The 23,367-nt window shown below is 69.8% G+C and carries 21 protein-coding genes; 19 read left to right on the top strand and 2 right to left on the bottom strand.

All coding sequences use genetic code 11. The features are described from left to right. Window positions 1-28 precede the first annotated feature (28 nt). Window positions 29-913 (top strand): guanylate kinase, encoded by an 885-nt coding sequence (gene gmk / locus ACFM35_RS05620; protein ID WP_378839505.1) that lies wholly within the window; start codon window positions 29-31, stop codon window positions 911-913. On the opposite strand, the gene ACFM35_RS05615 is transcribed toward gmk, so the two are convergent. After that, the gene (locus tag ACFM35_RS05615) at window positions 914-1,909 is read right to left on the bottom strand and encodes an adenosine deaminase (RefSeq protein WP_378839431.1); all 996 of its coding nucleotides are present in this window, start codon (window positions 1,907-1,909) and stop codon (window positions 914-916) included. A 209-nt stretch (window positions 1,910-2,118) separates the two neighbouring features. On the opposite strand from ACFM35_RS05615, the gene rpoZ reads away from it, so the two are divergent. The 5 genes from rpoZ to ACFM35_RS05590 all read left to right on the top strand — a co-directional run bounded on the left by rpoZ (window position 2,119) and on the right by ACFM35_RS05590 (window position 8,063). Then, complete coding sequence (gene rpoZ, locus ACFM35_RS05610) at window positions 2,119-2,373, top strand: DNA-directed RNA polymerase subunit omega (protein WP_378839429.1); 255 nt, start codon at window positions 2,119-2,121, stop codon at window positions 2,371-2,373. Window positions 2,374-2,499: 126 nt separating this feature from the next. Next, window positions 2,500-3,693 (top strand): methionine adenosyltransferase, encoded by a 1,194-nt coding sequence (metK, locus tag ACFM35_RS05605; protein WP_378839426.1) that lies wholly within the window; start codon window positions 2,500-2,502, stop codon window positions 3,691-3,693. A 13-nt stretch (window positions 3,694-3,706) separates the two neighbouring features. Further along, window positions 3,707-5,740 carry a primosomal protein N' family DNA-binding protein gene (locus ACFM35_RS05600; RefSeq protein ID WP_378839424.1) on the top strand — a complete coding sequence of 678 codons (2,034 nt, stop codon included), beginning with the start codon at window positions 3,707-3,709 and terminating at the stop codon, window positions 5,738-5,740. Window positions 5,741-5,751: 11 nt separating this feature from the next. Beyond that, a complete protein-coding gene (gene fmt / locus ACFM35_RS05595) occupies window positions 5,752-6,696 on the top strand; it encodes a methionyl-tRNA formyltransferase (RefSeq protein WP_378839422.1) in 945 nt (314 codons plus the stop codon). Then, a complete protein-coding gene (locus tag ACFM35_RS05590; protein ID WP_378839420.1) occupies window positions 6,693-8,063 on the top strand; it encodes an RsmB/NOP family class I SAM-dependent RNA methyltransferase in 1,371 nt (456 codons plus the stop codon). Before fmt ends, ACFM35_RS05590 begins: the two co-directional genes overlap by 4 nt. A gap of 5 nt (window positions 8,064-8,068) precedes the next feature. Here ACFM35_RS05590 and glsA read toward each other — a convergent pair whose 3' ends face one another. After that, window positions 8,069-9,241, bottom strand: a complete 1,173-nt coding sequence (gene glsA, locus ACFM35_RS05585; protein WP_378839418.1) for a glutaminase A — start codon at window positions 9,239-9,241, stop codon at window positions 8,069-8,071. A gap of 20 nt (window positions 9,242-9,261) precedes the next feature. Here glsA and rpe point away from each other — a divergent pair, with 20 nt between their 5' ends. From rpe to ACFM35_RS05520, 13 genes are all read left to right on the top strand, one after another. Continuing rightward, the gene (rpe, locus tag ACFM35_RS05580; protein WP_378839415.1) at window positions 9,262-9,954 is read left to right on the top strand and encodes a ribulose-phosphate 3-epimerase; all 693 of its coding nucleotides are present in this window, start codon (window positions 9,262-9,264) and stop codon (window positions 9,952-9,954) included. Window positions 9,955-10,014: 60 nt separating this feature from the next. Continuing rightward, complete coding sequence (locus ACFM35_RS05575; protein ID WP_378839413.1) at window positions 10,015-10,278, top strand: phosphoribosyl-ATP diphosphatase; 264 nt, start codon at window positions 10,015-10,017, stop codon at window positions 10,276-10,278. Between the two features lie 43 nt (window positions 10,279-10,321). Next, the gene (gene hisG, locus ACFM35_RS05570) at window positions 10,322-11,164 is read left to right on the top strand and encodes an ATP phosphoribosyltransferase (RefSeq protein ID WP_378839502.1); all 843 of its coding nucleotides are present in this window, start codon (window positions 10,322-10,324) and stop codon (window positions 11,162-11,164) included. A gap of 2 nt (window positions 11,165-11,166) precedes the next feature. Next, complete coding sequence (gene hisF / locus ACFM35_RS05565) at window positions 11,167-11,931, top strand: imidazole glycerol phosphate synthase subunit HisF (RefSeq protein WP_378839411.1); 765 nt, start codon at window positions 11,167-11,169, stop codon at window positions 11,929-11,931. Continuing rightward, the gene (gene hisI / locus ACFM35_RS05560; protein WP_378839409.1) at window positions 11,931-12,296 is read left to right on the top strand and encodes a phosphoribosyl-AMP cyclohydrolase; all 366 of its coding nucleotides are present in this window, start codon (window positions 11,931-11,933) and stop codon (window positions 12,294-12,296) included. The genes hisF and hisI overlap by 1 nt, the downstream gene beginning before the upstream one ends. After that, a complete protein-coding gene (locus tag ACFM35_RS05555) occupies window positions 12,293-12,898 on the top strand; it encodes a Trp biosynthesis-associated membrane protein (RefSeq protein ID WP_378839407.1) in 606 nt (201 codons plus the stop codon). The genes hisI and ACFM35_RS05555 overlap by 4 nt, the downstream gene beginning before the upstream one ends. Before the next feature lie 89 nt (window positions 12,899-12,987). Further along, a complete protein-coding gene (locus ACFM35_RS05550; RefSeq protein WP_378839404.1) occupies window positions 12,988-13,218 on the top strand; it encodes a DUF6704 family protein in 231 nt (76 codons plus the stop codon). Between the two features lie 2 nt (window positions 13,219-13,220). Beyond that, window positions 13,221-13,997 (top strand): indole-3-glycerol phosphate synthase TrpC, encoded by a 777-nt coding sequence (trpC, locus tag ACFM35_RS05545; RefSeq protein WP_378839402.1) that lies wholly within the window; start codon window positions 13,221-13,223, stop codon window positions 13,995-13,997. 109 nt (window positions 13,998-14,106) lie between these two features. After that, window positions 14,107-15,387, top strand: a complete 1,281-nt coding sequence (gene trpB, locus ACFM35_RS05540; RefSeq protein WP_378839399.1) for a tryptophan synthase subunit beta — start codon at window positions 14,107-14,109, stop codon at window positions 15,385-15,387. Further along, the gene (gene trpA, locus ACFM35_RS05535; RefSeq protein ID WP_378839396.1) at window positions 15,384-16,181 is read left to right on the top strand and encodes a tryptophan synthase subunit alpha; all 798 of its coding nucleotides are present in this window, start codon (window positions 15,384-15,386) and stop codon (window positions 16,179-16,181) included. The genes trpB and trpA overlap by 4 nt, the downstream gene beginning before the upstream one ends. 63 nt (window positions 16,182-16,244) lie before the next feature. Next, window positions 16,245-17,231, top strand: coding sequence for a prolipoprotein diacylglyceryl transferase (gene lgt, locus ACFM35_RS05530; protein WP_378839394.1), 987 nt, complete (start codon window positions 16,245-16,247; stop codon window positions 17,229-17,231). Between the two features lie 53 nt (window positions 17,232-17,284). Beyond that, entirely contained in the window at window positions 17,285-21,874 is a 4,590-nt protein-coding gene (gene gltB, locus ACFM35_RS05525) for a glutamate synthase large subunit (RefSeq protein ID WP_378839391.1), read from the top strand. After that, entirely contained in the window at window positions 21,867-23,333 is a 1,467-nt protein-coding gene (locus tag ACFM35_RS05520; RefSeq protein WP_378839389.1) for a glutamate synthase subunit beta, read from the top strand. The genes gltB and ACFM35_RS05520 overlap by 8 nt, the downstream gene beginning before the upstream one ends. Window positions 23,334-23,367 lie beyond the last annotated feature (34 nt).

The raw sequence follows: 23,367 nt of genomic DNA, 5'->3' as shown, positions 1-23,367 counted from the left end.
GGCCCCGCGCCGCGCGCCCGGTCCGCTCATGCGGCCACCGGAGGTGGACCGCGCCGCAGCATCCCGCCGCGCCGTTGCGGCTCGTCGTGAACGCGCGGCCCTGAAGCGCGATGTGACAACGCGGGTGATCACCCCGCAGGAGCTGCTGCGTCGTGCACTCGCGCACCCGGAGGCTCCGGCGGGCGCGATGCGCGTCCCCGAGTTCCTCACCAGCATCCCGGCCATCGGCGAGGGCAAGCGCGACCGCATCCTGGCGGACCTCGGCATCTCGCCGGTGAAGCGCCTCGGCGGGTTGGGGGTGCGTCAGCGCACCGCGCTGCTGACCTTCCTCGACGAGCGCTGGCCCGAGGGGGGCCCGCGCGACGCGCGCAGCAACCTCGTGGTCCTCGCCGGGCCCACGGCGGTCGGCAAGGGAACCGTCGCGGCGTACATCAAGGACCACCACCCCGAGATCCTGCTGTCGGTGTCGGCCACGACGCGCGCGCCACGGCCCGGCGAGGTCGAGGGCGAGCACTACTTCTTCGTGGACGACGACGAGTTCGACCGCATGATCGCCGAGGACGAGATGCTCGAATACGCGACGGTCCACAACAGGTTCCGCTACGGCACGCCTCGCGCGCCGATCTCGGCCGCCCTCGACGAGGGCCGGACCGTTCTGCTCGAGATCGACCTGCAGGGCGCCCGTCAGGTGCGGGCGGCCGAGCCGTCTGCGAGTCTCGTGTTCCTGCTTCCGCCGAGCTGGGACGAACTCGTCCACCGGCTGGTCGGCCGGGGGACCGAGGAGGCCGAGGAACGGTCGCGCCGGCTGCGCACCGCCCGGGTCGAGCTCGCCGCGCAGAACGAATTCGACTATCGCGTGGTGAACGACGATGTCGCGGCTGCCGCGAACGAGGTCGTCTCGCTGGTGCGGTGATCACGCGAAGTGCGCGCGCACCTCGTCCTGCCAGTGCACCCGCTGCGCGTCGGTGATGAAAGCAGCGTCGAACGAGTTCATCGCGAGTTGCTCGAGATCGCCCGCGGTCATGCCGAGCTCGTTTACGAGCGCCCGGTAGTTGGCGTCCACGTAGCCGCCGAAGTACGGAGGGTCGTCGCTCGAAACGGTCACCATCAGTCCCTCGGCGAGCATGCGGGGGAGCGGATGCTCGGCGAGCGAGGGCACCGCGCGGAGGGCCACGTTCGACAGGGGGCACACCGTCACCGGGATGCGTCGCGATCGCAGCAGCTCGACCACGCGCGTGTCCTCCATGGCGCGGATGCCGTGATCGATGCGCTCGACGTGAAGGAGCTCGATCGTCGCGGCGACGGTCTCGGGGCCACCCTCCTCACCGGCGTGAGCGACGAGCCGGAGACCTTCCGCCGCGGCGCGGGCGTAGACGTCCACGAACAGCTCCGGGCCGTAGCCGATCTCGGTGGAGTCCAATCCCACTCCGATGATGTGCTCGCGGTACGGCAGGATCGCGGTCAGCATCTCGTCGGCGGCCTGCGCACCGAGGTCCCGCAGGAAGCACATGATCAGCGCACTCGAGATGCCGTGGGTGCGCTCACTGTCACCCAGAGCACGGGTGAGACCGGACATCACCACCGACAGCGGCGTCCCGTTGCCGATATGGGTCTGCGGATCGAAGAAGATCTCGGCGCGCCGTACGTTCGCCCGGGCCGCGCGATCGAGGTATCCGGTCGCGAGCTCGAAGAAGTCGCGTTCGGTCCGCAGCACGGTCAGATTCGAGTAGTGCAGGTCGAGGAAGGACTGCAGATCGGAGAACGCGTAGCGCGCGCGAAGCTCGTCCACGTCCATCGAGGGAATCGGAACCCCGTTGCGCCGCGACATCTCGATGATGTGCTCGGGCTCGATGGTGCCTTCGATGTGGAGGTGCAGCTCCGCGCTCGGCGGGGGGACGAACTCGGGCACGATACTCCTGTCGGGAGGGAAACGGTCGATCGCCGCCGATGCTACCGGCGCGATGTTTCGGGCGTGATGCCGACCACCGGGGCGGTGCTCCGAGGGCATCGTGAGGCGGTTCGCGGCGGGAGGGGACGGCGCGAGGTAGAATGGGTATATCGTGCCGCCCCGATCGGGAGTGCGGCGCCCACCAGTCATCCCAACCAGGAGGTTTCGCCATGGCCGGAACGAATCAGGGAATCATTGATCCCCCCATCGACGCACTGCTGGAGAAGGTCGACTCCAAGTACCAGCTCGTGATCTTCGCATCCAAGCGTGCGCGTCAGATCAACGACTACTACTCCGACCTGCACGAGGGCAACCTCTTCGACAACGTGGGGCCCCTCGTCGACTCCACGGTCGAGGACAAGCCGCTCACGATCTCCCTGCACGAGATCCACGAAGACAAGCTGCGCCTGCGTCGCGCCGAGTAACACGTCACGCCAGGTCATCCGCGAGCGGAGCGATCCGCGCGCTGAGATGATCGTGGTGATCGCGGCGGTGTCCGATGTCGGATGCCGCCGCGATACTTTTCTGCACCCGCTTACCCTGGAGCACCGATGACCGAGCTGCGTCTGTTCACCTCCGAGTCCGTGACAGAGGGCCACCCCGACAAGATCTGCGACCAGATCTCCGACAGCATCCTCGATGCGCTGATCGCCGCCGACCCCGACTCGAGGGTCGCGGTGGAGACGCTCGTGACGACCGGTCTGGTCCACGTCGCGGGCGAAGTGCGCACCGACGCGTACGTCGACATCCCCTCGATCGTGCGCCGCGTCGTCAACCGCATCGGCTACACCTCGAGCGACACCGGCTTCGACGGCGACTCCTGCGGGGTGAGCATCTCGATCGGCGAGCAGTCCACGGACATCGCGCACGGCGTCGACCAGGGGCTGGAGCGGCGTGAGTCGGGCTCGATCGACCCGATCGACGAACTCGGCGCCGGTGATCAGGGAATCATGTTCGGCTACGCGACCGACGAGACGACAGAGCTCATGCCGATGGCGATCTGGACGGCGCATCGTCTGGCGGAGCGGCTCACGGCGGCCCGGCGCGACGGCGGCCTGCCATTCCTCCGCCCAGACGGCAAGACGCAGGTCACCCTCGGGTACGAGGGATCCGTGCCACGCACGGTCGAGGCGATCGTCCTGTCGACACAGCACAACCCCGACATCTCGCAGACGGCGTTGCGTGCAGCGGTCAAGGCGGACGTCATCATGCCGGTCCTCGAACGCACCGGGCTCGATCTGTCGCACACCGAGTTCTTCATCAATCCCGCCGGTCCGTTCGTCACCGGCGGACCCAAGGGCGACGCGGGGCTGACCGGCCGCAAGATCATCATCGACACCTACGGCGGGGCGTCGCGCCACGGCGGGGGAGCCTTCAGCGGGAAGGATCCCTCGAAGGTGGACCGCTCCGGTGCGTACGCCATGCGCTGGGTCGCGAAGAACGCCGTGGCGGCAGGTCTTGCCGACCGTCTCGAGGTGCAGGTCGCGTATGCGATCGGGAAGGCATCGCCCGTCGGCCTCTACGTCGAGTCCTTCGGCACCGGACACGTCTCGGACGCCGTCATCACGCGTGCCATCCGCGACGTCTTCGACCTGCGCCCGAGGGCGATCATCGACAGCCTTGATCTGCTGCGCCCGATCTACGCGCAGACGGCGGCATACGGGCACTTCGGCCGCGAACTCCCCGATTTCACGTGGGAGCGCGTCGATCGCGTTCACGAGCTGCGCGCGGCCGCGGGTCTCTGATCCGGACACCGTCGTGAGTACGGGGCGCGTCGCGCGCGTTCTGATCGATTCGCCGCTTCCGCAGCTCGACCGCCTGTTCGACTACGCCATCCCGCCGGCGCTCGTCTCCGACGCCGTTCCCGGTGTGCGGGTGAGGGTGCCGCTCCGCTCCGCGGGGCGAATGGTCGACGGCTTCATCGTGGAGGTGGGGGACGAGGTTCCGACGCCTCGCCCGCTGTCCGAGCTCGAGTCCGTGGTCTCGCCCGTGCGGGTGCTGCCCGCGCGGCTCTATGCGCTGGCCCGCCGCGCCGCCGACCGGGCCGCGGGCTCGGCCGGCGACATCCTGCGGCTCGCCATCCCGAAACGAATGGTGCGGGCCGAGAAGGCGTGGGCGGCGTCCGACACCCCGCCGGGTCCGGAGGTGACCCCCGAGGCGGTCGCGTGGGCGACGGCGGCGCTCGGCGGCTTCCCGGGGCTCGACGCCGCGGTGCGCGACGGCGAGCGGATCGCGGTGGACGCTCCGCCGCGCCCGTTGCGACTCGATGCCGAGACGGAAGTGGGCGCCTGGGCCGAGCTGCTCGCCGCGATCGCGACGCACACGCTCGCGGATGGCAGGAGCGCCATCGTGGTTATGCCCGATCATCGCGATCAGAGCCAGGTCGAAGCCGTCCTCACCGCTCACGGTCTGGGCGACGCGCTCGTCCGCGTCGATGCCCGGCAGAGCGGACCGGAGCGCTATGCGTCATTCCTGCGCACCCTGAGCCCGGTGCCGTGCATCGTCGTCGGCAATCGATCGGCGGTCTACGCCCCGGTGCACCAACTCGGCGCGATCACAATGTGGGACGACGGAGACCCCCTGCTCTCCGAGCCGCTCAGTCCGGGAGTGCACGCACGAGACGCCGCGCTCATCCGTCAGGAGCTCGACGCCTGCGCGCTCGTGTTCGCAGGACACACGCGCACGACCGACGTCGAGCGGCTCGTCGGCATCGGCTGGGTCCGCGAGATCCGCTCGCCGAAGCGCGAGTCGCCGCGCGTCGTGCTCAGCGCCACGCGCGAGGGAGAATCGCGCTCCGCGCGTGTTCCCTCTGCAGCGTTCGCGTCGGCCCGGCAGGCGCTCGCCACCGGCCCGGTCCTGGTCCAGGTCGCCCGACCCGGGTACGCCCCTGTCCTGGTCTGCGCGGAGTGCCGCCGACCTGCGCGTTGTCTGCACTGCGCGGGCCCGCTCCGCGCGCGACGGCCCGGTGCCGTGCCCGAGTGCGGGTGGTGCGGGCGCGCCGCGCACTCGTGGACGTGCCCGCACTGCGCGTCGACGCGGGTGCGCATGGCGTCCGCGGGGAGCGAGCGCACGGCCGACGAGCTCGGCCGTGCGTTTCCCGGTGTGCGGATCGTCGTGGCCGACGGCGAGCACCCCGTCACCCAGGTCGACGCCCGTCCCGCCATCGTGATCGCCACGCGGGGAGCGGAACCACATGCTCTCGACGGCTACCGCTCGGTCATCCTGCTGGACGGGGACCGGATGCTGATGGCCGATGATCTGCGCATCGGCGAGTCCGCGCTGCGGTGGTGGTCGAACGCCGCGGCCCTGGCGGCACCCGGCGCGCCGGTGCATCTGGTCGGTGTCGCGGGAACGGTGGCACGGGCGCTCGCCACGTGGACCCAGTCCGCGTATGCGCGGAGCGAGCTCGGCGAGCGGGCTCCGCTGCGGATGCCGCCGACGGTCCGCGTGGCGGCGATCGAGGGCGTGCCCGCCGCGGTGGCGGCCGCGATCGACGAGCTGCGCGCCGCGGTGCCCGGGCTCGATGCGGACGCCGTCCTCGGGCCGGTCGCGGTGACCGCGCCTCTCGGCAGCGGCGCGGCGGCCGGACGCGCGCCGTCCACGCCGAGCATCGAGCCGCTCGCGCGTGCGTACGTGCGCTTCGACTACGCCCACGGCCGGGTGGTGGCCGACTCCCTCCGCGCATCGGTGGTCGCCGCCGCGCTGCGCACCCGCAAGGCGGCGAAAGGTCGCCCGGCGGGCCCCCGGAATACACTGAGGGTGCGGGTCGACGTCCCCGACCTCGATCTGTGAGGAAATACCCCATGCGCCTCGTCTTCGCCGGCACGCCCGATGCCGCCGTCCCGTCGCTCCGTACGCTCGCGGCATCCGCTCACGACCTCGTGGCCGTCGTCACCCGGCGCGATGCACCGATCGGACGCAAGCGTGTTCTGACACCGTCCGCGGTCGCCCGGGATGCCGCCGATCTGTCGCTGCCCGTCGTCAAGACCGATCGGCTGGATGCCGCAGCCACCGCCTCGCTGGCGGAGCTCACCCCCGATCTGGGGGTCATCGTCGCCTACGGCGGGCTGGTGCGCGAACCGCTGTTGAGCGCTCCGACGCACGGGTGGATCAATCTGCACTTCTCGCTGCTGCCCCGGTGGCGCGGCGCGGCGCCGGTACAGCGTGCGCTCCTCGCGGGCGACCGCCGCACCGGGGCAAGCGTGTTCCAGCTCGTCGCCGAGCTCGACGCCGGTGATGTCTTCGCCGAGGAGGTCTACGACATCCCTCCCGATTCCACCAGCGGCGACGTCCTCGAGGCCCTTTCGGCGCAGGGGGCGAAGCTGCTGCTGCGCGTCGTCGACGGGATCGCCGCGGGCACGGCCACCGCCGTGCCGCAGACCGGCGAGCCGACGTACGCCCCCAAGCTGAGCGCAGAGGACGGACTCGTGGCATGGGACGACCCGTCGGAGCGCGTCCTCGCCCGCATCCACGGCGCCACCCCCGAGCCCGGCGCGCACACGACCGTCGACGGCGCGCGGGTGAAGATCCTCGCGGCGCGGGCGGCGGCGACGGATGCCGCTCCCGAGGAGGGCGCGGAGGACGAGCCCCTCACGCCGGGCGAGGTGCGTGTCCGCGGAGCATCCGTCCTCATCGGCACGGGGACGCGACCGGTCGTGGTCGACGTGGTCCAACCGGCGGGCAAGGGCGCGATGGGGGCCGCGGACTGGCGACGCGGCCTGCGTGGTGCCGCGGTGGTGGGTTCATGAGTGCGGTGCAGCCGGCACGGCGCGTCGCGTACGACACTCTGCGCGCGGTGCACGAGTCCGACGCCTACGCGAACCTGCTCCTCCCGAAGGCGATCGGTCGCGCAGGTCTCGACACGGCCGACGCCGCGCTCGCGACCGAGCTCACGTACGGCACCCTGCGCCGCGAGGGCACGTACGACGCCGTGATCGCGATCGCCGCGAACCGCGAGGCCGCCGACATCGATCCGGTGGTCCTCGATGCCCTGCGACTGGGTGTGCACCAGCTGCTCTCCACGCGCGTCGCCTCGCACGCGGCGGTCAACGAGTCGGTCGAACTCGCCCGGCAGGACGGCAGCAGGGGAGCGGCGGGGTTCACGAACGCCGTGCTGCGGCGGGTGTCGCGCGACACGCCGGGGGAGTGGATGACCCGCGTCGAGCAGTCGGCACGATCGGATGACGAGCGCCTGGGACTCGTGTTCTCGCACCCGGTGTGGGTGGTCCGCGCGTTCCGCCGCGCCCTCGCGGCCGAAGGACGCGCCGACGAACTCGAAGACCTGCTCGCCGCCGACAACGCATCGCCGCGCGTGACGATGACAGCCCTGCCCGGATTGGCGGCGATCCCGGCGGACGCCCGCCCCACGCCGTACTCGCCCTTCGGATTCCTCCTCGGGGGAGGCGACCCCGAGGCGATCGTCACCGCGTCGGACGGACGGATCCGTGTTCAGGACGAAGGATCGCAGCTGGCGGCGCTCGCGCTCTCGGAAGCACGTGAGGTGCGCCCGGGCGAGCGGTGGCTGGATCTGTGTGCGGGTCCGGGTGGCAAGGCCGCGATGCTCGGGGCGGAGGCGCTGCGGCTCGGCGCGCACCTCGAGGCCAACGAGATCTCTCCGGCGCGCGCCGGACTCGTGCGCCGCGCGATCGCGTCCGTGCCGATGGACATCCCGGTGTCCGAGGAAGACGGTCGCGCACGCGCCGAGGCCGCCCCGGGTGCCTACGACCGCATCCTCGTCGATGCGCCGTGCACCGGACTCGGAGCCCTGAGACGGCGACCCGAAGCACGGTGGCGCAAGACGCCGGCTGATATCCCCGGCCTCACCGAACTGCAGCGCGGCCTGCTGACCGCGGCCATCTCCGCGCTCCGACCCGACGGCATCGTGGCGTACGTCACGTGTTCGCCGCATCTGGCCGAGACGGCCGGCGTGGTCGCCGAAGTGCGCCGCGACTGGGGCGACCAGATCGAGGAGCTGGATGCGCGCGCGGTTCTGCAGTCCATCGCATCATCTCCGCTCGACCTGCCCGCGCCCGCCGACGGCTCCGGGCGCGCACAGCTGTGGCCGCACCGGCACGGCACCGATGCGATGTTCATCTCCCTGCTGCGCCGACGCTGACGGCGTCAGCGCTGGAGGCGGAGACGTGTCGGGTCGCCGCCCACCACGCCCTCCAGGGCCGACAGGGCAGCCGGGTGCGCCCGCGCGACGCTCCGCGCATCGAGGGTCACGGTCCCGTCGTGCGGCAAGCCTTCGACCACCTCCGCCAGCACCGAGAGCACACGCTCCGCGCCGGCCAGACCGAGCTCGCCGGCGAGCCGGACCGTCGCGGCGCGGCCGCTGCGGTCGACGGCGATGCCCGGCTCCGAGATGCTCTCGTGCGGCTCCAGCAGATGCATGCCGAAATCCTCCGACAGGCGCTGCAGGACCGACGATGAACGCACGCTGTTGCCGTGTTCGTCCAGGCGGGGGCTGAAGACCCCCACGCCGTATTGCGACGGGGCCACCGCGAGAATCCCGCCGCTCACCCCGCTCTTGGCGGGCAGGCCGACGCGGAGCAGCCACTCGCCCGAGAAGTCGTACATGCCGCAGCTGGCCATGATCGATACGACGTCGCGGGCCGTGCGCTCCGAGACGACCCGCGCACCTGTGGTGGGGTTCACTCCGCCGAATGCCAGCGTCCCCGCCATCACCGCGAGGTCGCGGACCGTCACCAGCACCGCGCATTGGCGGAAGTAGCTCTCCACAGCGTCGTCGACGTCGCCACCGAGGCTGCCGTACGAGCGCATCAGATGGGCCAGCGCGCGATTGCGGTGGCCCGTGCGCGACTCCGATGTGTACACAGCCTCGTCCACCCAGAGCGACCGACCGGCGAATTCCGAGAGCACGTCGACGATCCGCGCGGTGCGCTCCTCGAAGCCCGTTCCGGGAATGAGCGACGTGGTCGCGATCGCGCCGGCGTTCACGAGGGGGTTCGCCGCGCGTCCCGTCCCCTCCTCGAGACTGATCGCATTGAACGGCTCGCCGCTCGGTTCTACGCCGACCGAGGCGAACACGCGCTCGCGTCCCAGCTCACGGAGCGCCAGAGCCAGGACGAAGGGCTTGGAGATGGACTGGATCGTGAACTCGACGTGGTCGTCTCCCGCCGTGTAGACGCGCCCTCGAGGACCCACCGCCGCCAGGGCCAGCGGAGACGGGTCGGCCGCCGCCAGCTCGGGGATGTACCCGGCGAGGGCGCCCGAATCGTCGGGGCGCACATCGTCGAGCACGCCCTCGAGCATCTGCGGAATGGGGTCCACGGCTCGACCATAATGGACGGGTGCCCCCCACCGACGCCGCCGGCGAGTCTCGCGACATCCGCATCAACCCGAGTGTTCTCGCGGCCGACTTCGTCAACATGGAGGCGGATCTGGCGCGCATCGCCACCGCCGACTACGTGCATGTCGACGTGATGGACAACCACTTCGTGCCCAATCTCACCTTCGGTCCGCAGATGGTGGAGCGTATCCAGGCGACGAGCCCGATCCCGCTCGATGTGCACCTCATGATCGACGAGCCCGAGCGGTGGGCTCCCGGGTACGCCGAGCTGGGCGCGGCATCCGTCACCTTCCATCTCGAGGCTTCTGCCGAGCCGATCACCCTCGCCCGTCGGCTGCGCTCCCTCGGCGCGCGCGCCGGCGTGGCGGTCAAGCCCGGAACCCCCGTCGAGAGCCTCTTCGAGGTGCTGGACGAGTTCGATCAGGTGCTGGTGATGACCGTCGAGCCCGGTTTCGGCGGCCAGTCGTTCATGCCCGAGACCATGCCGAAGCTCTCGGCGCTCGCGGCCGAAGCACGACGTCGGGGATCGGCCGTCTGGCTGCAGGTCGACGGCGGTATCAGCGAGTCCACGATCGCCCAGGCGGCTGAGGCCGGTGCCGACACCTTCGTGGCGGGCTCCGCCGTCTTCGGGGCGGAATCGCCCGACGCGGCGATCACGATGCTCCGCTCCAGCGCGGCGCGTCATCGCCACTAGGACGATCGACTGCCGGACGGCTTGGGCCGGCCCTCGCCGCGCATTCGCTACGCTGGAAGGGTGAAGACGTTCGACGGGCTGTTCGCTGAGCTCACCGCCACCGCGGTGGAGCGACCCGAGGGCTCGGGCACGGTCGCTCAGCTCGATGCGGGCGTGCACGCGATCGGCAAGAAGATCGTCGAGGAGGCCGCCGAGGTGTGGATGGCCGCCGAGTACGAGTCGACGGATGCCGCGGCCGAGGAGATCTCGCAGCTGCTGTACCACCTCCAGGTCATGATGGTCGCGAAGGGCCTCACCCTGGAGGATGTCTACCGACATCTGTGAGCGCGCCCCGCCCATCCGCCACCGCATCGAAAGCCACCCCGACATGCTGCGTATCGCCGTGCCCAACAAGGGCTCGCTCGCGGAGACCGCCGCCGAACTGCTCGCCGAAGCGGGCTACATCGGTCGTCGAGATCCCAAAGACCTCCACACCATAGACCCGGTCAACGACGTCGAGTTCTTCTATCTCCGACCCAAGGACATCGCGACCTACGTGGGGTCGGGTGCCCTCGACATCGGGATCACGGGTCGCGACCTGCTGTTGGACGCGCGGATGCCCGGGGCGACCGAGATCGATGCGCTCGGCTTCGGCGGCTCGACGTTCCGCTTCGCGGGGCCTCCCGGACGTTTTCAGGAGCTCCGCGATCTGGAGGGTTTGCGCGTCGCCACGGCCTACCCCGGACTCGTGGACGCCTACCTCGACGAGCACGGCATCGCGGTCGATCTCGTTCCGCTGGACGGCGCCGTGGAGTCGGCCGTTCAACTGGGCGTCGCGGACGCGGTCGCCGACGTGGTCTCGACCGGCACCACGCTGCGTCAGGCAGGGCTCGAGATCTTCGGTCCCGTGCTGCTGGAGTCCGAGGCGGTGCTGATCCAATCCCCGACCAAGGCCGATGGCGTGGACACCCTGCTGCGGCGCCTCCGCGGCGTTCTGGTCGCTCGTCGATACGTGCTCGTGGACTACGACCTCCCGGCGGATCTCGTCGAGGAGGCGGTGCAGATCGCGCCCGGCATCGAGTCGCCCACGATCTCACCGTTGCGCGATCCGCACTGGGTCGCGGTCCGGGTCATGACTCCCCGCAAGGGCGTCAACCAGGTGATGGACGCCCTGTACGCGATCGGCGCGCGCGCGATCCTCGTCACAGCCATTCACAACGCGAGGCTCTAGCGATGGCGCTCGTCTGCCGCGTGATCCCCTGCCTCGACGTCGCCGACGGTCGGGTGGTGAAGGGCGTGAACTTCGCGAATCTGCGCGACATGGGCGACCCCGTCGAACTCGCGCGGATGTACTTCTCGCAGGGCGCAGACGAACTCACCTTCCTCGACGTGACCGCCACCGTCGACGAACGCGCGACGACCTACGATGTCGTCCGACGCACGGCCGAGGAGGTGTTCATCCCGCTGACCGTCGGCGGGGGAGTGCGCTCCGCCGAAGACGTGGCACGGCTGCTCGGGGTGGGCGCGGACAAGGTCGGTGTGAACTCCGCCGCGATCGCCCGACCCGCGCTCATCGACGAGATCGCCGACCGGTTCGGCGCCCAGGTGCTCGTCCTGTCGCTCGACGTCAAGCGGTCCGCGGCGAGCACTCGTTCGGGGTTCGTGGTGACCACCCACGGCGGCCGCACCGAGACCACCCTCGACGCACTCGAGTGGGCGCGCGAAGCCGTGGAGCGCGGCGTGGGCGAGCTGCTGGTCAACTCGATCGACGCCGACGGGACCAAAGCGGGGTTCGACCTCGAACTGGTCGCCCTGATGCGCGAGGTCGCGAGCGTCCCGGTGATCGCGTCCGGTGGCGCCGGCGCGGCGGAGGATTTCGGGCCGGCGATCCACGCGGGCGCCGACGCGGTCCTCGCGGCCAGCGTGTTCCACTCCGGTCAGCTCACCGTCGGCGATGTCAAGTCCGCGATGGTGTCCGACGGCATCGAGGTGCGCTGATGGGCGACGAGACGGTCGACGAGCGCATCGCGCGCGTCGCGTTCGACATCACAGGGCTCGCCGCAGCCGTCATCCAGCAGTGGGACACACGTGAAGTGCTGATGCTCGGCTGGATGGACGCCGAAGCCCTGCGCCGCACGCTGACGACGGGGCGGGTCACCTTCTGGTCGCGGTCGCGGCAGGAATACTGGCGCAAGGGCGACACGTCCGGCCACATCCAGATCGTCCGTCGCGCACACCTGGACTGCGACGGCGACGCGATCCTCGTCGAGGTGGAGCAGGTGGGTGCCGCGTGTCACACCGGGACGCGAACGTGCTTCGAGGCCGGTGGCGATCTGCACGCGGTCGTCGGTACCGCCGGATGACCGGTTCGGCGATGCTCGCCCGCGCACGGATGATGTCCGTCGTCGCGATCGTCCTCGTCGGCGCGATGGGTGTGATCTCGTCGACGCAGACCTGGCTCGTGGTGACCCTCTCCGACGGCGCCGTCCAGGATCTGACCGTCGCGGGGGCTGCGGCCGTGCCCGTGCTCGCACCGCTGAGCCTCGCCGTCCTGGCGCTGGGCGCGGCCCTGTCGATCGTGGGAACGGTCATGCGCTTCGTGTTCGGTGCGCTCACCGTGGCCATCGCGTTGCTGCTGGGCTGGCTGACCACGGTCGTCGCGTTCACGCTGCCGACCGCCGCCGTCGCGGCCACCGTCACCGAGGCGACCGGGATCAGCGGGCAGGATGCGGTGGCCGGCCTGGTGGTCTCCACCTCGAGCACGCCCTGGCCCGCCATCACCCTCGTCCTGTGGCTTCTCCTCGCGGCGGCGGGGGTGTTCACGCTGGTGACGGCGCACCGCTGGCGCGGCACGGGTCGGCGATATCGCACGGACGTCGAGAACGCGGATGCCGCGGCATCCCGCCCTCGCGACGCCATCGACTCGTGGGACGATCTGTCGCGCGGAGACGATCCGACAAGCTGAGGCGACGCCAGGATCGCCGGGCCGTCCCCGCTAGACTGGAACGGCCGCTCCTCGCCGCGGCCGCTACACGAACATCCCGAAGGAGAACCATGAGCAACGCAGACGGCGACCTCGGTCACGGACACTCTCCGGCTGCCTGGACGGCTGTGGTCATCATGCTCGTCGGTCTGGCGATCGGCACGGCGGCATTCTTCTTCGAAGTGGTATGGCTGGTCTGGGCCTCTGTCGCGATCGTCGTCATCGGCCTCATCGTCGGATGGGTGATGAAGCGCGCCGGCTACGGCGTCGGCGGCGCGAAGTCGAACCCCGCAGCGCATTGAGCATGCTGGCCGACCTCACGGCCGGTGCCGTCGAGGATGCGCAGCAGCGTGCGCATGATCGTCCTCTCGCCGCGGTCGAGAAGCTCGCCCTCGCGCGGGAACCCGCGCGCGACGCCCTCGCGGCACTGGCGCCGGCCGACCGCGTGAAGGTGATCGCCGAGGTCAAGCGTGCCAGCCCGTCGCGCGGCGACCTCGCCGCCATTCCCGACCCCGCCCTGCAGGCGACGCTGTACGAACAGGGCGGCGCGTCCGTCATCTCGGTGCTGACCGAGGGGCGCAGGTTCAAGGGCAGCCTCGCCGATCTCGAAGCCGTGAAGGGCGCGGTGTCGCTGCCGGTGCTGCGCAAGGACTTCATCGCGACGCCGTACCAGGTGCTGGAAGCGCGCGCGTCGGGCGCGGACCTCGTGCTGCTCATCGTGGCGGCGCTGGAGCAGCCCGTGCTCGCGGAACTTCACGCCCTTGTGCTCGAGCTCGGCATGACACCGCTCGTCGAGACGCACTCCGCGGAGGAGATCGCGCGCGCGAACGACCTCGGCGCGTCGCTCGTGGGCGTGAATGCGCGCAACCTGTCGACGTTCGAGCTCGACCGCGACCTGTTCGGCCGGCTCGCAGACCTGATTCCCGCCGGCGTCGTCAAGATCGCGGAATCCGCGGTGCTCGTTCCCGAGGACGTCGCGCACTACCGCGCCGCGGGTGCCGACGTCGTGCTCGTCGGTGAGGCACTGGTCACGGGTGACCCGGTGCGCACGCTGCGCTCCTTCCTCGGTCACCACGTCTGACGACGTCCTCGCGAACCGGCGACGCCGTGCGTGAGCGGCATGCACCTGGCCGGACCGCCCCGTTCTCGGCGGAATAGACTCGAAGGGCCGACATCGAGGGAGCTCCACCATGACGATCACCAGCCTGCGCGACGCGCCCGGACCGTACTTCGGGGAATTCGGCGGCCGTTACATGCCCGAGTCGCTGATCGCCGCGATCGACGAGCTGACGGCGGTCTACGAAGAGGCGATCGTCGACCCCCTGTTCCAGGCGGAGCTCGCGCACCTGCTGCACACCTACGCGGGTCGCCCGTCGGCGATCACCGAGGTGGCGCGGTTCGCCGAGCACGCCGGGGGCGCACGGGTCTTCCTCAAGCGCGAGGACCTCAACCACACGGGGTCGCACAAGATCAACAACGTGCTCGGGCAGGCCCTGCTCACCAAGCGCCTCGGCAAGACCCGGGTGATCGCCGAAACCGGCGCGGGCCAGCACGGTGTCGCCACGGCCACGGCGGCCGCGCTGTTCGGTCTCGAGTGCAAGGTCTACATGGGCGAGGTCGACACCGAGCGACAGGCTCTGAACGTCGCTCGCATGCGTCTGCTCGGCGCGGAGGTCATCCCGGTGACGACAGGTTCGCGCACTCTGAAGGATGCGATCAACGAGGCCTATCGTGACTGGGTCTCGAGCGTCGAGACGACCAACTACATCTTCGGTACCGCGGCCGGTCCGCACCCGTTCCCCGCGATGGTGCGCGACTTCCAGAAGATCATCGGCGAAGAAGCCCGCGCACAGCTGCTCGAGGTGGCCGGTCGGCTGCCCGACGTGGTGATGGCGTGTGTCGGAGGGGGCTCCAACGCGATCGGGATGTTCGACGCCTTCCTCGACGACGCAGACGTCAAGCTGTACGGCGTCGAGGCGGCGGGCGACGGCGTCGACACGGAAAAGCACGCGGCATCCATCGAGCGCGGACGCCCCGGCATCCTGCACGGCGCGAAGACCTTCGTCCTCCAGGATGAGGACGGCCAGACGGTCGAATCGCACTCCATCTCCGCCGGACTGGACTATCCCGGTGTGGGACCGGAGCACTCCTGGCTCTCCGCGATCGGGCGGGCGGAGTACATCCCCGCGACCGACGACGAAGCGATGCAGGCACTCCGACTGCTCTCGCGCACCGAAGGCATCATCCCCGCGATCGAGTCCGCGCATGCGCTCGCAGGAGCGCTGCGCATCGGGCGCGAGCTGGGTCCCGACGCCGTCATCGCCGTCTGCCTGTCCGGGCGCGGCGACAAGGACATGGACACGGCCGCCCGCTACTTCGACCTCTACGACGCCGAGGCGCTGAAGGAGGGCCCGCCGGTCGCCGTGCCTCCCGCGGACGACGCCGCCTCGGGCGAGGGAGTGGAGCTGTGAGCTCACGCGTCTCGGCAGCGATCGATGCCGCGAAGGCCGAGGGCCGGGGCGTCCTCGTCGGCTACCTCCCGGTGGGGTTCCCCGATCTGCAGGCCAGCATCGACGCGGCCGTCACGCTGGCCGAGAACGGCGCCGACATCCTCGAGCTCGGCCCGCCGTACTCCGACCCCGTGATGGACGGGGTCGTCATCCAAGAGGCGACCCAGGCCGCGCTCGCGGCGGGTTTCCGACTGCGCGACCTGTTCGTCGCCGTGCGCGAGATCACCGCGCGTGTGCAGGTGCCGGTGCTCGTCATGACGTACTGGAACCCGGTCATGCAGTACGGCGTCGATCGATACGCCGACGACCTCCTCGCCGCGGGGGGCGCCGGACTGATCACGCCCGACATCACCCCCGAGTCCGCGGCCGACTGGATCGCGGCCAGCGAGCGGACAGGGCTCGATCGCGTGTTCCTGGCTGCTCCCACCTCGACGGACGAGCGTCTCGACCTCGTGGTGAAGAACTCGACGGGCTTCGTCTACACGGTCTCGACGATGGGCATCACGGGCGAGAGGACCGAATTGGATGCCGCGGCCCGCACCCTCGTCGCGCGCCTCCGCGAGCGCGGGGTGGCGCACGCGTGCGTCGGAATCGGCATCTCGAACGCCGATCAGGTCTCCGGCGTCCTCGAGTACGCCGACGGCGCCATCGTGGGCACAGCCCTGGTGCGCGCCCTTCGCGACGGCGGGCTGGACGAACTGGCCGCGACGACGCGCGCCCTGGCCGTGGGAACCCGCGCGGGTGTGTCGAACTAGACTTCCCTAGGCCGGCGCGACGCCGGCCACCTTCACACGGCCCCACCGCACCGAGGACGATTCATGACGATTGCCGCACCGAGCCTGCTCGCCCAGGGCGTGTTCGCGAGCATCCCCAGCCCGTCCGTCAGCTACATCGACGTCGGACCGCTGCGGATCCACTTCTACGCCCTCTGCATCATCGCGGGCATCATCATCGCCGTGTTCCTCACCAACCACCGGCTCACCAAGCGCGGTGCCGAGCCCTGGGTCGTCATCGACATCGCCCTCCTGGCCGTACCCCTCGGCATCATCGGCGCACGCATCTTCCACGTGCTGACGCATCCGGGCTTCTACTTCGGGCCGGGCACGAACCCGTGGGCTGTCCTGTACATCTGGGAGGGCGGCATCGCGATCTTCGGCGCCCTCATCGGCGGTGCGATCGGCGCATGGCTCGGCTGCCGCTGGACGGGCATCCGATTCTGGACATTCGCCGATGCTTTGGCGCCAGGTCTGATCATCGCGCAGGCCGCGGGCCGCTTCGGCAACTGGTTCAACCAGGAGCTGTTCGGCCTCCCCACGGACCTCCCCTGGGGGCTCCAGATCGACAGTGACAACCCGGCGTTCCCCCCGGGGCTCGCGCCGGACACCCTCTTCCATCCGACCTTCCTGTACGAGGTCATCTGGAACCTCATCGGAGCCGCCGTCATCATCTGGGCGGGCCGCAGATTCCAGTTGCAGTGGGGCAGGACGCTGGCCATCTATCTGATCTGGTACGGCGCCGGACGCATCGTGTGGGAGTCGATCCGCATCGATCCGAGCGAGATCTACCTGGGGCTTCGCACCAACGTCTGGGCCGCGATTCTCGCCGTCGTCCTCGGCATCGTGATCTTCTTCGTGCAGAAGCGCAGGCATCCCGGATTCGAGCCTTCGCCCTATGTTCCCGGACGGCAGTGGTCCGCACCGGGCGCGGTACACTCGCAGAACAGCAATGATTTCGTCGATGTGAGCGAGCCGCCCGCAGCCGAGATCACCGAAGGCACCGCCACAAGCACTCCCGCCACGAAGTAACGCAGCCGGGCCGACGTCGTCCCATCTCAAGCAACAATGTGAGGACGGTTGGTATGGCTTCGAGCCTCAGCCACAGCACCGACGCCCTTCGCCCTCGGGAGGAATTCCCCCCGAAGCAGGGCATGTACAACCCGGCGTTCGAGAAGGACGCCTGCGGTCTGGCCATGGTGGCCACGCTCCGCGGCGAGGCGGGCCACGACATCATCGACCTGGCGTTGACCGCGCTGAGGAACCTCGAGCACCGCGGGGCGATCGGTTCCGACGCGGGCACCGGCGACGGTGCGGGCATCCTCACCCAGATGCCCGACGCGTTCCTCCGCGCCGTCGTCGACTTCGATCTCCCCGCTGTCGGCGAGTACGCCGCCGGCATGGCGTTCCTGCCTCTCGACGACGAGGAGCGCGAAACGCAGAAAGCCGGAATCGAGAAGATCGCGGCATCCGAGGGCCTCGTCGTCCTCGGATGGCGCACGGTGCCGACGGCACCCGACCACCTCGGCAAGCTGGCCCGGGCCGCACAGCCCGCGTTCGAGCAGCTCTTCGTCTCGCGCCCCGGTGTGGGCGACTACCCCGCTCTCTCGGGGATCGAGCTGGACCGGCGCGTGTACCGGCTGCGCAAGCGCGCTCGTCGCGAGGCAGGCGCCTACTTCGTCTCCCTGTCGTCGCGCACGATCGGCTACAAGGGCATGGTCACCACGCTCCAGCTCGAGCCGTTCTACCCCGACCTCCAGGACGAGCGCTTCGCTTCCGAACTCGCCGTCGTGCACTCGCGCTACTCGACGAACACGTTCCCCTCGTGGCCGCTGGCCCAGCCGCTGCGCATGCTGGCGCATAACGGCGAGATCAACACGGTCAACGGCAACCGCAACTGGATGCGTGCCCGGCAGTCGCAGCTCGAGTCCGAGCTCGTGGGCGACATCCGCCCGCTGCTGCCGATCTGCACCCCGGGTTCCAGCGACTCCGCGTCGTTCGACGAGGTGCTCGAGCTGTTGACCCTCACCGGACGCAGCCTGCCGCACGCGGTCATGATGATGGTGCCGGAGGCCTACGAGAAGCAGGCCGACATCGACCCGAAGCTGCGTGCCTTCTACGACTACCACTCCATTCAGATGGAGCCGTGGGACGGCCCCGCCGCTCTCATCTTCACGGACGGGACGCTCGTGGGTGCGACTCTCGACCGCAACGGACTGCGTCCCGGCCGGTGGACGGAGACGACCGACGGCCTGATCGTCATCGGAAGCGAGACGGGCGTGCTGGATTTCGCGCCCGAGCGCATCAAGCGGCGCGGTCGCCTGCGCCCCGGACGCATGTTCCTCGTCGACACTGCCGCGCAGCGCATCATCGAGGAGGACGAGGTCAAGCGCGAGCTCGCCGAGCTCGAGCCCTGGCAGGAATGGCTCGACGCCGGTCGGGTCCGCCTGGCCGACCTGCCCGAGCGCGAGCACATCGTGCACCCGATCGCCTCCATCACGCGTCGCCAGCGCACCTTCGGCTACACCGAGGAGGAAGTGCGCATCCTCATCACGCCCATGGGCCAGAACGGCGCCGAGCCGCTGGGCGCGATGGGCAGTGACACCCCCGTCGCCATCCTCAGCCAGCGCCCCCGACTGCTGTTCGACTACTTCACGCAGCAGTTCGCCCAGGTGACCAATCCGCCTCTGGACTCCATCCGCGAAGAGGTCGTCACGTCCCTGTCGCTGGGGCTGGGTCCGGAGCGCAACCTGCTGGCGTGGGGCGCCGACCACACGCGCACCGTCACCCTCGACTTCCCGGTGATCGACAACGACGAGCTCGCGAAGATCCAGCACATCGACACCGCCCTCCCCGGACGCACTTCGGTGACGATCCGCGGGCTGTACCGGGTCGAGGCCGGCCACAAGGGCATGCAGAAGCGCATCACGCAGATGTGCGCGGAAGTCGACCAGGCCATCGAGGACGGCGCCGAGTTCATCGTGCTGTCCGACCGCGACTCGAACAAGGACCTCGCCCCGATCCCCTCGCTCCTCATGGTCGCCGCGATCCATCACCACCTCATCCGCGAGGAGACACGGATGAAGGTCGGCCTGGTCGTCGAGGCCGGGGACGTGCGCGAAGTGCACCATGTCGCGACCCTCATCGGGTACGGGGCCTCTGCAGTCAACCCGTACCTCGCCATGGAGACCGCCGAGTACCTCGTGCGCGCGGGCTTCATCAACGGCATCACGCCGGAGAAGGCCGTCAAGAACCTCATCTACGCGCTCGGCAAGGGCGTGTTGAAGATCATGTCGAAGATGGGTATCTCCACGGTTTCTTCCTATGCGGGTGCTCAGGTGTTCGAGGCCGTCGGCCTGTCGCCGGAGTTCATCAAGAACTACTTCACCGGCACCGAGTCCAAGCTCGGCGGCGTCGGTATCGAGGTCATCGCATCCGAGAACGCGGCCCGTCACGCGTACGCCTACCCGGAGGATGCCGCAGCCCGTGCTCACGAGCGACTGTGGACCGGTGGCGAGTACCAGTGGCGGCGCGACGGCTCGCCCCACCTCTTCAATCCCGACACGGTGTTCCGCCTCCAGCACTCCACGCGGGAGCGCCGCTACGACATCTTCCGCGAGTACACGAAGCTCGTGGACGACCAGGCGAACGAGCTGAAGACGCTGCGCGGGCTCTTCGGCTTGAAGACCCACGTGCGCAAGCCCGTCCCGATCGACCAGGTCGAGCCCGTCTCGGCCATCGTCAAGCGCTTCTCGACCGGCGCGATGAGCTACGGCTCGATCTCGCGCGAAGCGCACGAGACGCTCGCCATCGCGATGAACTCGATCGGCGCGAAATCCAACACCGGGGAGGGCGGCGAAGACGTCGACCGGCTGCTCGATCCCGAACGCCGGAGCGCCATCAAGCAGGTCGCGTCGGGGCGCTTCGGTGTCACGAGCCTCTACCTGACCGAGGCCGAAGACATCCAGATCAAGCTCGCCCAGGGCGCCAAGCCCGGCGAGGGCGGCCAGCTGCCGCCGACCAAGGTGTACCCGTGGGTCGCGCGCACGCGACACGCGACGGCCGGGGTCGGGCTCATCTCGCCGCCGCCGCACCACGACATCTACTCGATCGAAGACCTCAAGCAGTTGATCTTCGACCTCAAGCGTGCGAACCCGCTGGCGCGTGTGCACACCAAGCTCGTCAGCCAGTCGGGCATCGGCGCGGTGGCCGCGGGCGTCGCGAAGGCCCTCAGCGACGTCATCCTCGTCTCCGGCCACGACGGGGGGACGGGCGCGAGCCCGCTCAACTCGCTCAAGCACGCCGGCACCCCGTGGGAGCTCGGCCTCGCCGAGACGCAGCAGACACTCATGCTCAACGGGATGCGGGACCGCGTGGTCGTGCAGGTCGACGGACAGCTCAAGACCGGGCGGGATGTCATCATCGGCGCTCTGCTGGGCGCCGAGGAGTTCGGCTTCGCGACCGCGCCGCTCGTCGTCTCGGGCTGCATCATGATGCGGGTGTGCCACCTCGACACGTGCCCGGTCGGCGTCGCCACGCAGAACCCCGTGTTGCGGGAGCGGTTCAACGGCAAGCCCGAGTTCGTCGTGACCTTCATGGAGTTCATCGCCGCAGAGGTGCGCGAGTACCTCGCCGAACTGGGCTTCCGCAGTCTCGACGAGGCCATCGGCCACAACGAGCTGCTGGACGTCAACGGTGCGGTCGAGCACTGGAAGACCGCCGGGCTCGACCTGGCTCCGATCCTCGAGGGTCCCGTCTTCGCCGAGGACGAGCCGCGACGCAACTTCCGCGAGCAGCTGCACGAGCTCGATGAGCACTTCGACGTGCAGCTGATCGAGCGGGCGCAGGATGTCATCGCGCACGGCGGCCAGGTCACGATCGACCTGCCGATCCGCAACACCGCGCGCGCCGTCGGGACGATGCTCGGCAACCGCGTCACCCGTGCCCATGGCGAGAACGGACTGCCGTCCGACTCCATCGTGGTGCGCCTCACCGGGTCAGCCGGTCAGTCCTTCGGAGCCTTCATGCCGGCGGGCATCACGCTTCGGCTCGAGGGCGACTCCAACGACTACGTGGGCAAAGGCCTCTCCGGAGGTCAGATCGTCGTCCGACCACCGCGGAACTCGACCTTCGACGCTTCCGAGAACGTCATCGCCGGCAACGTCATCGGCTACGGGGCGACGCAGGGCACCATGTTCCTCCGCGGAGTGGTGGGGGAGCGGTTCTTCGTCCGCAACTCCGGAGCCACCGCCGTCGTGGAGGGAGTGGGAGACCACGCGTTGGAGTACATGACGGGCGGACTCGCCGTCATCCTCGGCGCGACCGGACGCAATCTCGGTGCCGGCATGTCGGGCGGGAGCGCGTACGTCTACCGGCTGGATACCGCACTCGTGAACCGCGAGGCCCTCGCCACCGGAGAGCTCGTGCTGGGCGAGCTCGACTCCGCCGATGTGGAGATGCTGCGTGATCTGCTCGAGCGGCACAGCGCTGAGACCGAGTCCGAGCTCGCGGCATCCCTGCTCGAGAACTTCGAGGACGAACTGAAGAACTTCGTGCGGGTCCTCCCGCGCGACTATGCAGCCGTGCTGCAGACCCGTCAGAACGCCGTGGACGAGGGGCTCGACCCCGACGGCGACGTCGTCTGGAGCCGCATCCTGGAGGTGACCGGTGGCTGACCCGAAAGGCTTCCTCAAGAACACCGAGCGTGAGCTGCCCCCGCGGCGCCCCGTTCCGGTCCGCATCCTGGACTGGAAAGAGGTGTACGAGCCGGGGGACTCGGCCGTCATCCGGCGTCAGGCTGGGCGCTGCATGGACTGCGGCATCCCGTTCTGCCACCAAGGCTGCCCGCTCGGCAACCTCATCCCCGAGTGGAACGACCTCACCTGGCGCGGCGAGGGTCGCTCGGCAATCGAGCGTCTGCACGCGACCAACAACTTCCCCGAGTTCACCGGTCGCCTCTGCCCCGCACCGTGCGAGAGCTCGTGCGTGCTCGGCATCAATCAGCCGGCCGTGACCATCAAGCAGATCGAGCAGTCGATCATCGACGAGGCGTTCGCCAACGGCTGGGTCGAACCCGAGCCCCCGGCGCGGCTGACGGGCAAGACCGTGGCTGTCGTCGGATCTGGCCCGGCAGGGCTGGCCGCCGCCCAGCAGCTCACGCGCGCCGGCCACACGGTCGCGGTGTTCGAGCGCGACGACCGCATCGGCGGTCTGATGCGATACGGCATCCCCGACTTCAAGATGGAGAAGCGCCACCTCGAGCTGCGGCTGCGGCAGATGCGCGACGAAGGCACGCGCTTCCGCGCGGGCGTCGAGATCGGCGTCGACATCCCGTGGGATGAGCTGCGGGCGCGCTACGACGCCGTCGTCATCGCCACGGGCGCGCCTGTGCCGCGGGAGCTGTCTATCCCGGGCCGTGACCTCGCGGGCGTGCACTTCGCTATGGAGTTCCTCGTCGAGTCGAACAAGGCGACGGCGGGCGACCGCGTCCCGCACCAGATCTCGGCGGAGGGAAAACACGTCGTCGTGATCGGCGGGGGTGACACCGGCGCGGACTGCATCGGCACATCCCACCGTCAGGGTGCGATCAGCGTGACGAATCTGGCGATCGGCAAGCAGCCTCCGACCGCGCGTCCCGAGGATCAGCCCTGGCCGATGCAGCCGCAGATCTTCGAGATCGCCTCCGCCCACGAGGAGGGCGGAGAGCGCTCGTACCTCGCGTCGACGGTCGAGTTCCTCGCGAACGAGGCCGGCGAGGTGCGCGCTCTGCGTGTCGCCGAGACGACCTTCGTCGACGGTCGCCGCGTTCCGCGCAGCGGCACGGAGCGCGAGATCCCCGCCGACCTCGTGCTCATCGCGATGGGCTTTACCGGGCCCGAGCAGGCGTTCGTCGCCGAACAGCTCGGTGCGCAGTTCACCGCCCGCGGAAACGTCGAGCGTGCGGAGGACTACCAGACGACCGCGCCCGGCGTGTTCGTGGCCGGTGACGCCGGACGTGGGCAGTCGCTGATCGTCTGGGCGATCGCCGAGGGCCGGGCGGCCGCCGCGCACGTCGACCGGTTCCTCATGGGCGAGACGGTGCTGCCCAGCCCCGTGGCCCCCACCGATATCGCGATCGGTCTGCAGCCCGCGTAGGCTGACAGCGCAATCCCACCCCCGAACCCCCGGA

The organism is Microbacterium songi (assembly GCF_042747925.1).
Lineage (GTDB): Bacteria > Actinomycetota > Actinomycetes > Actinomycetales > Microbacteriaceae > Microbacterium.
Note: the sequence above shows the minus strand (reverse complement) of the source record. Positions and strands in the feature narration are given on the sequence as shown.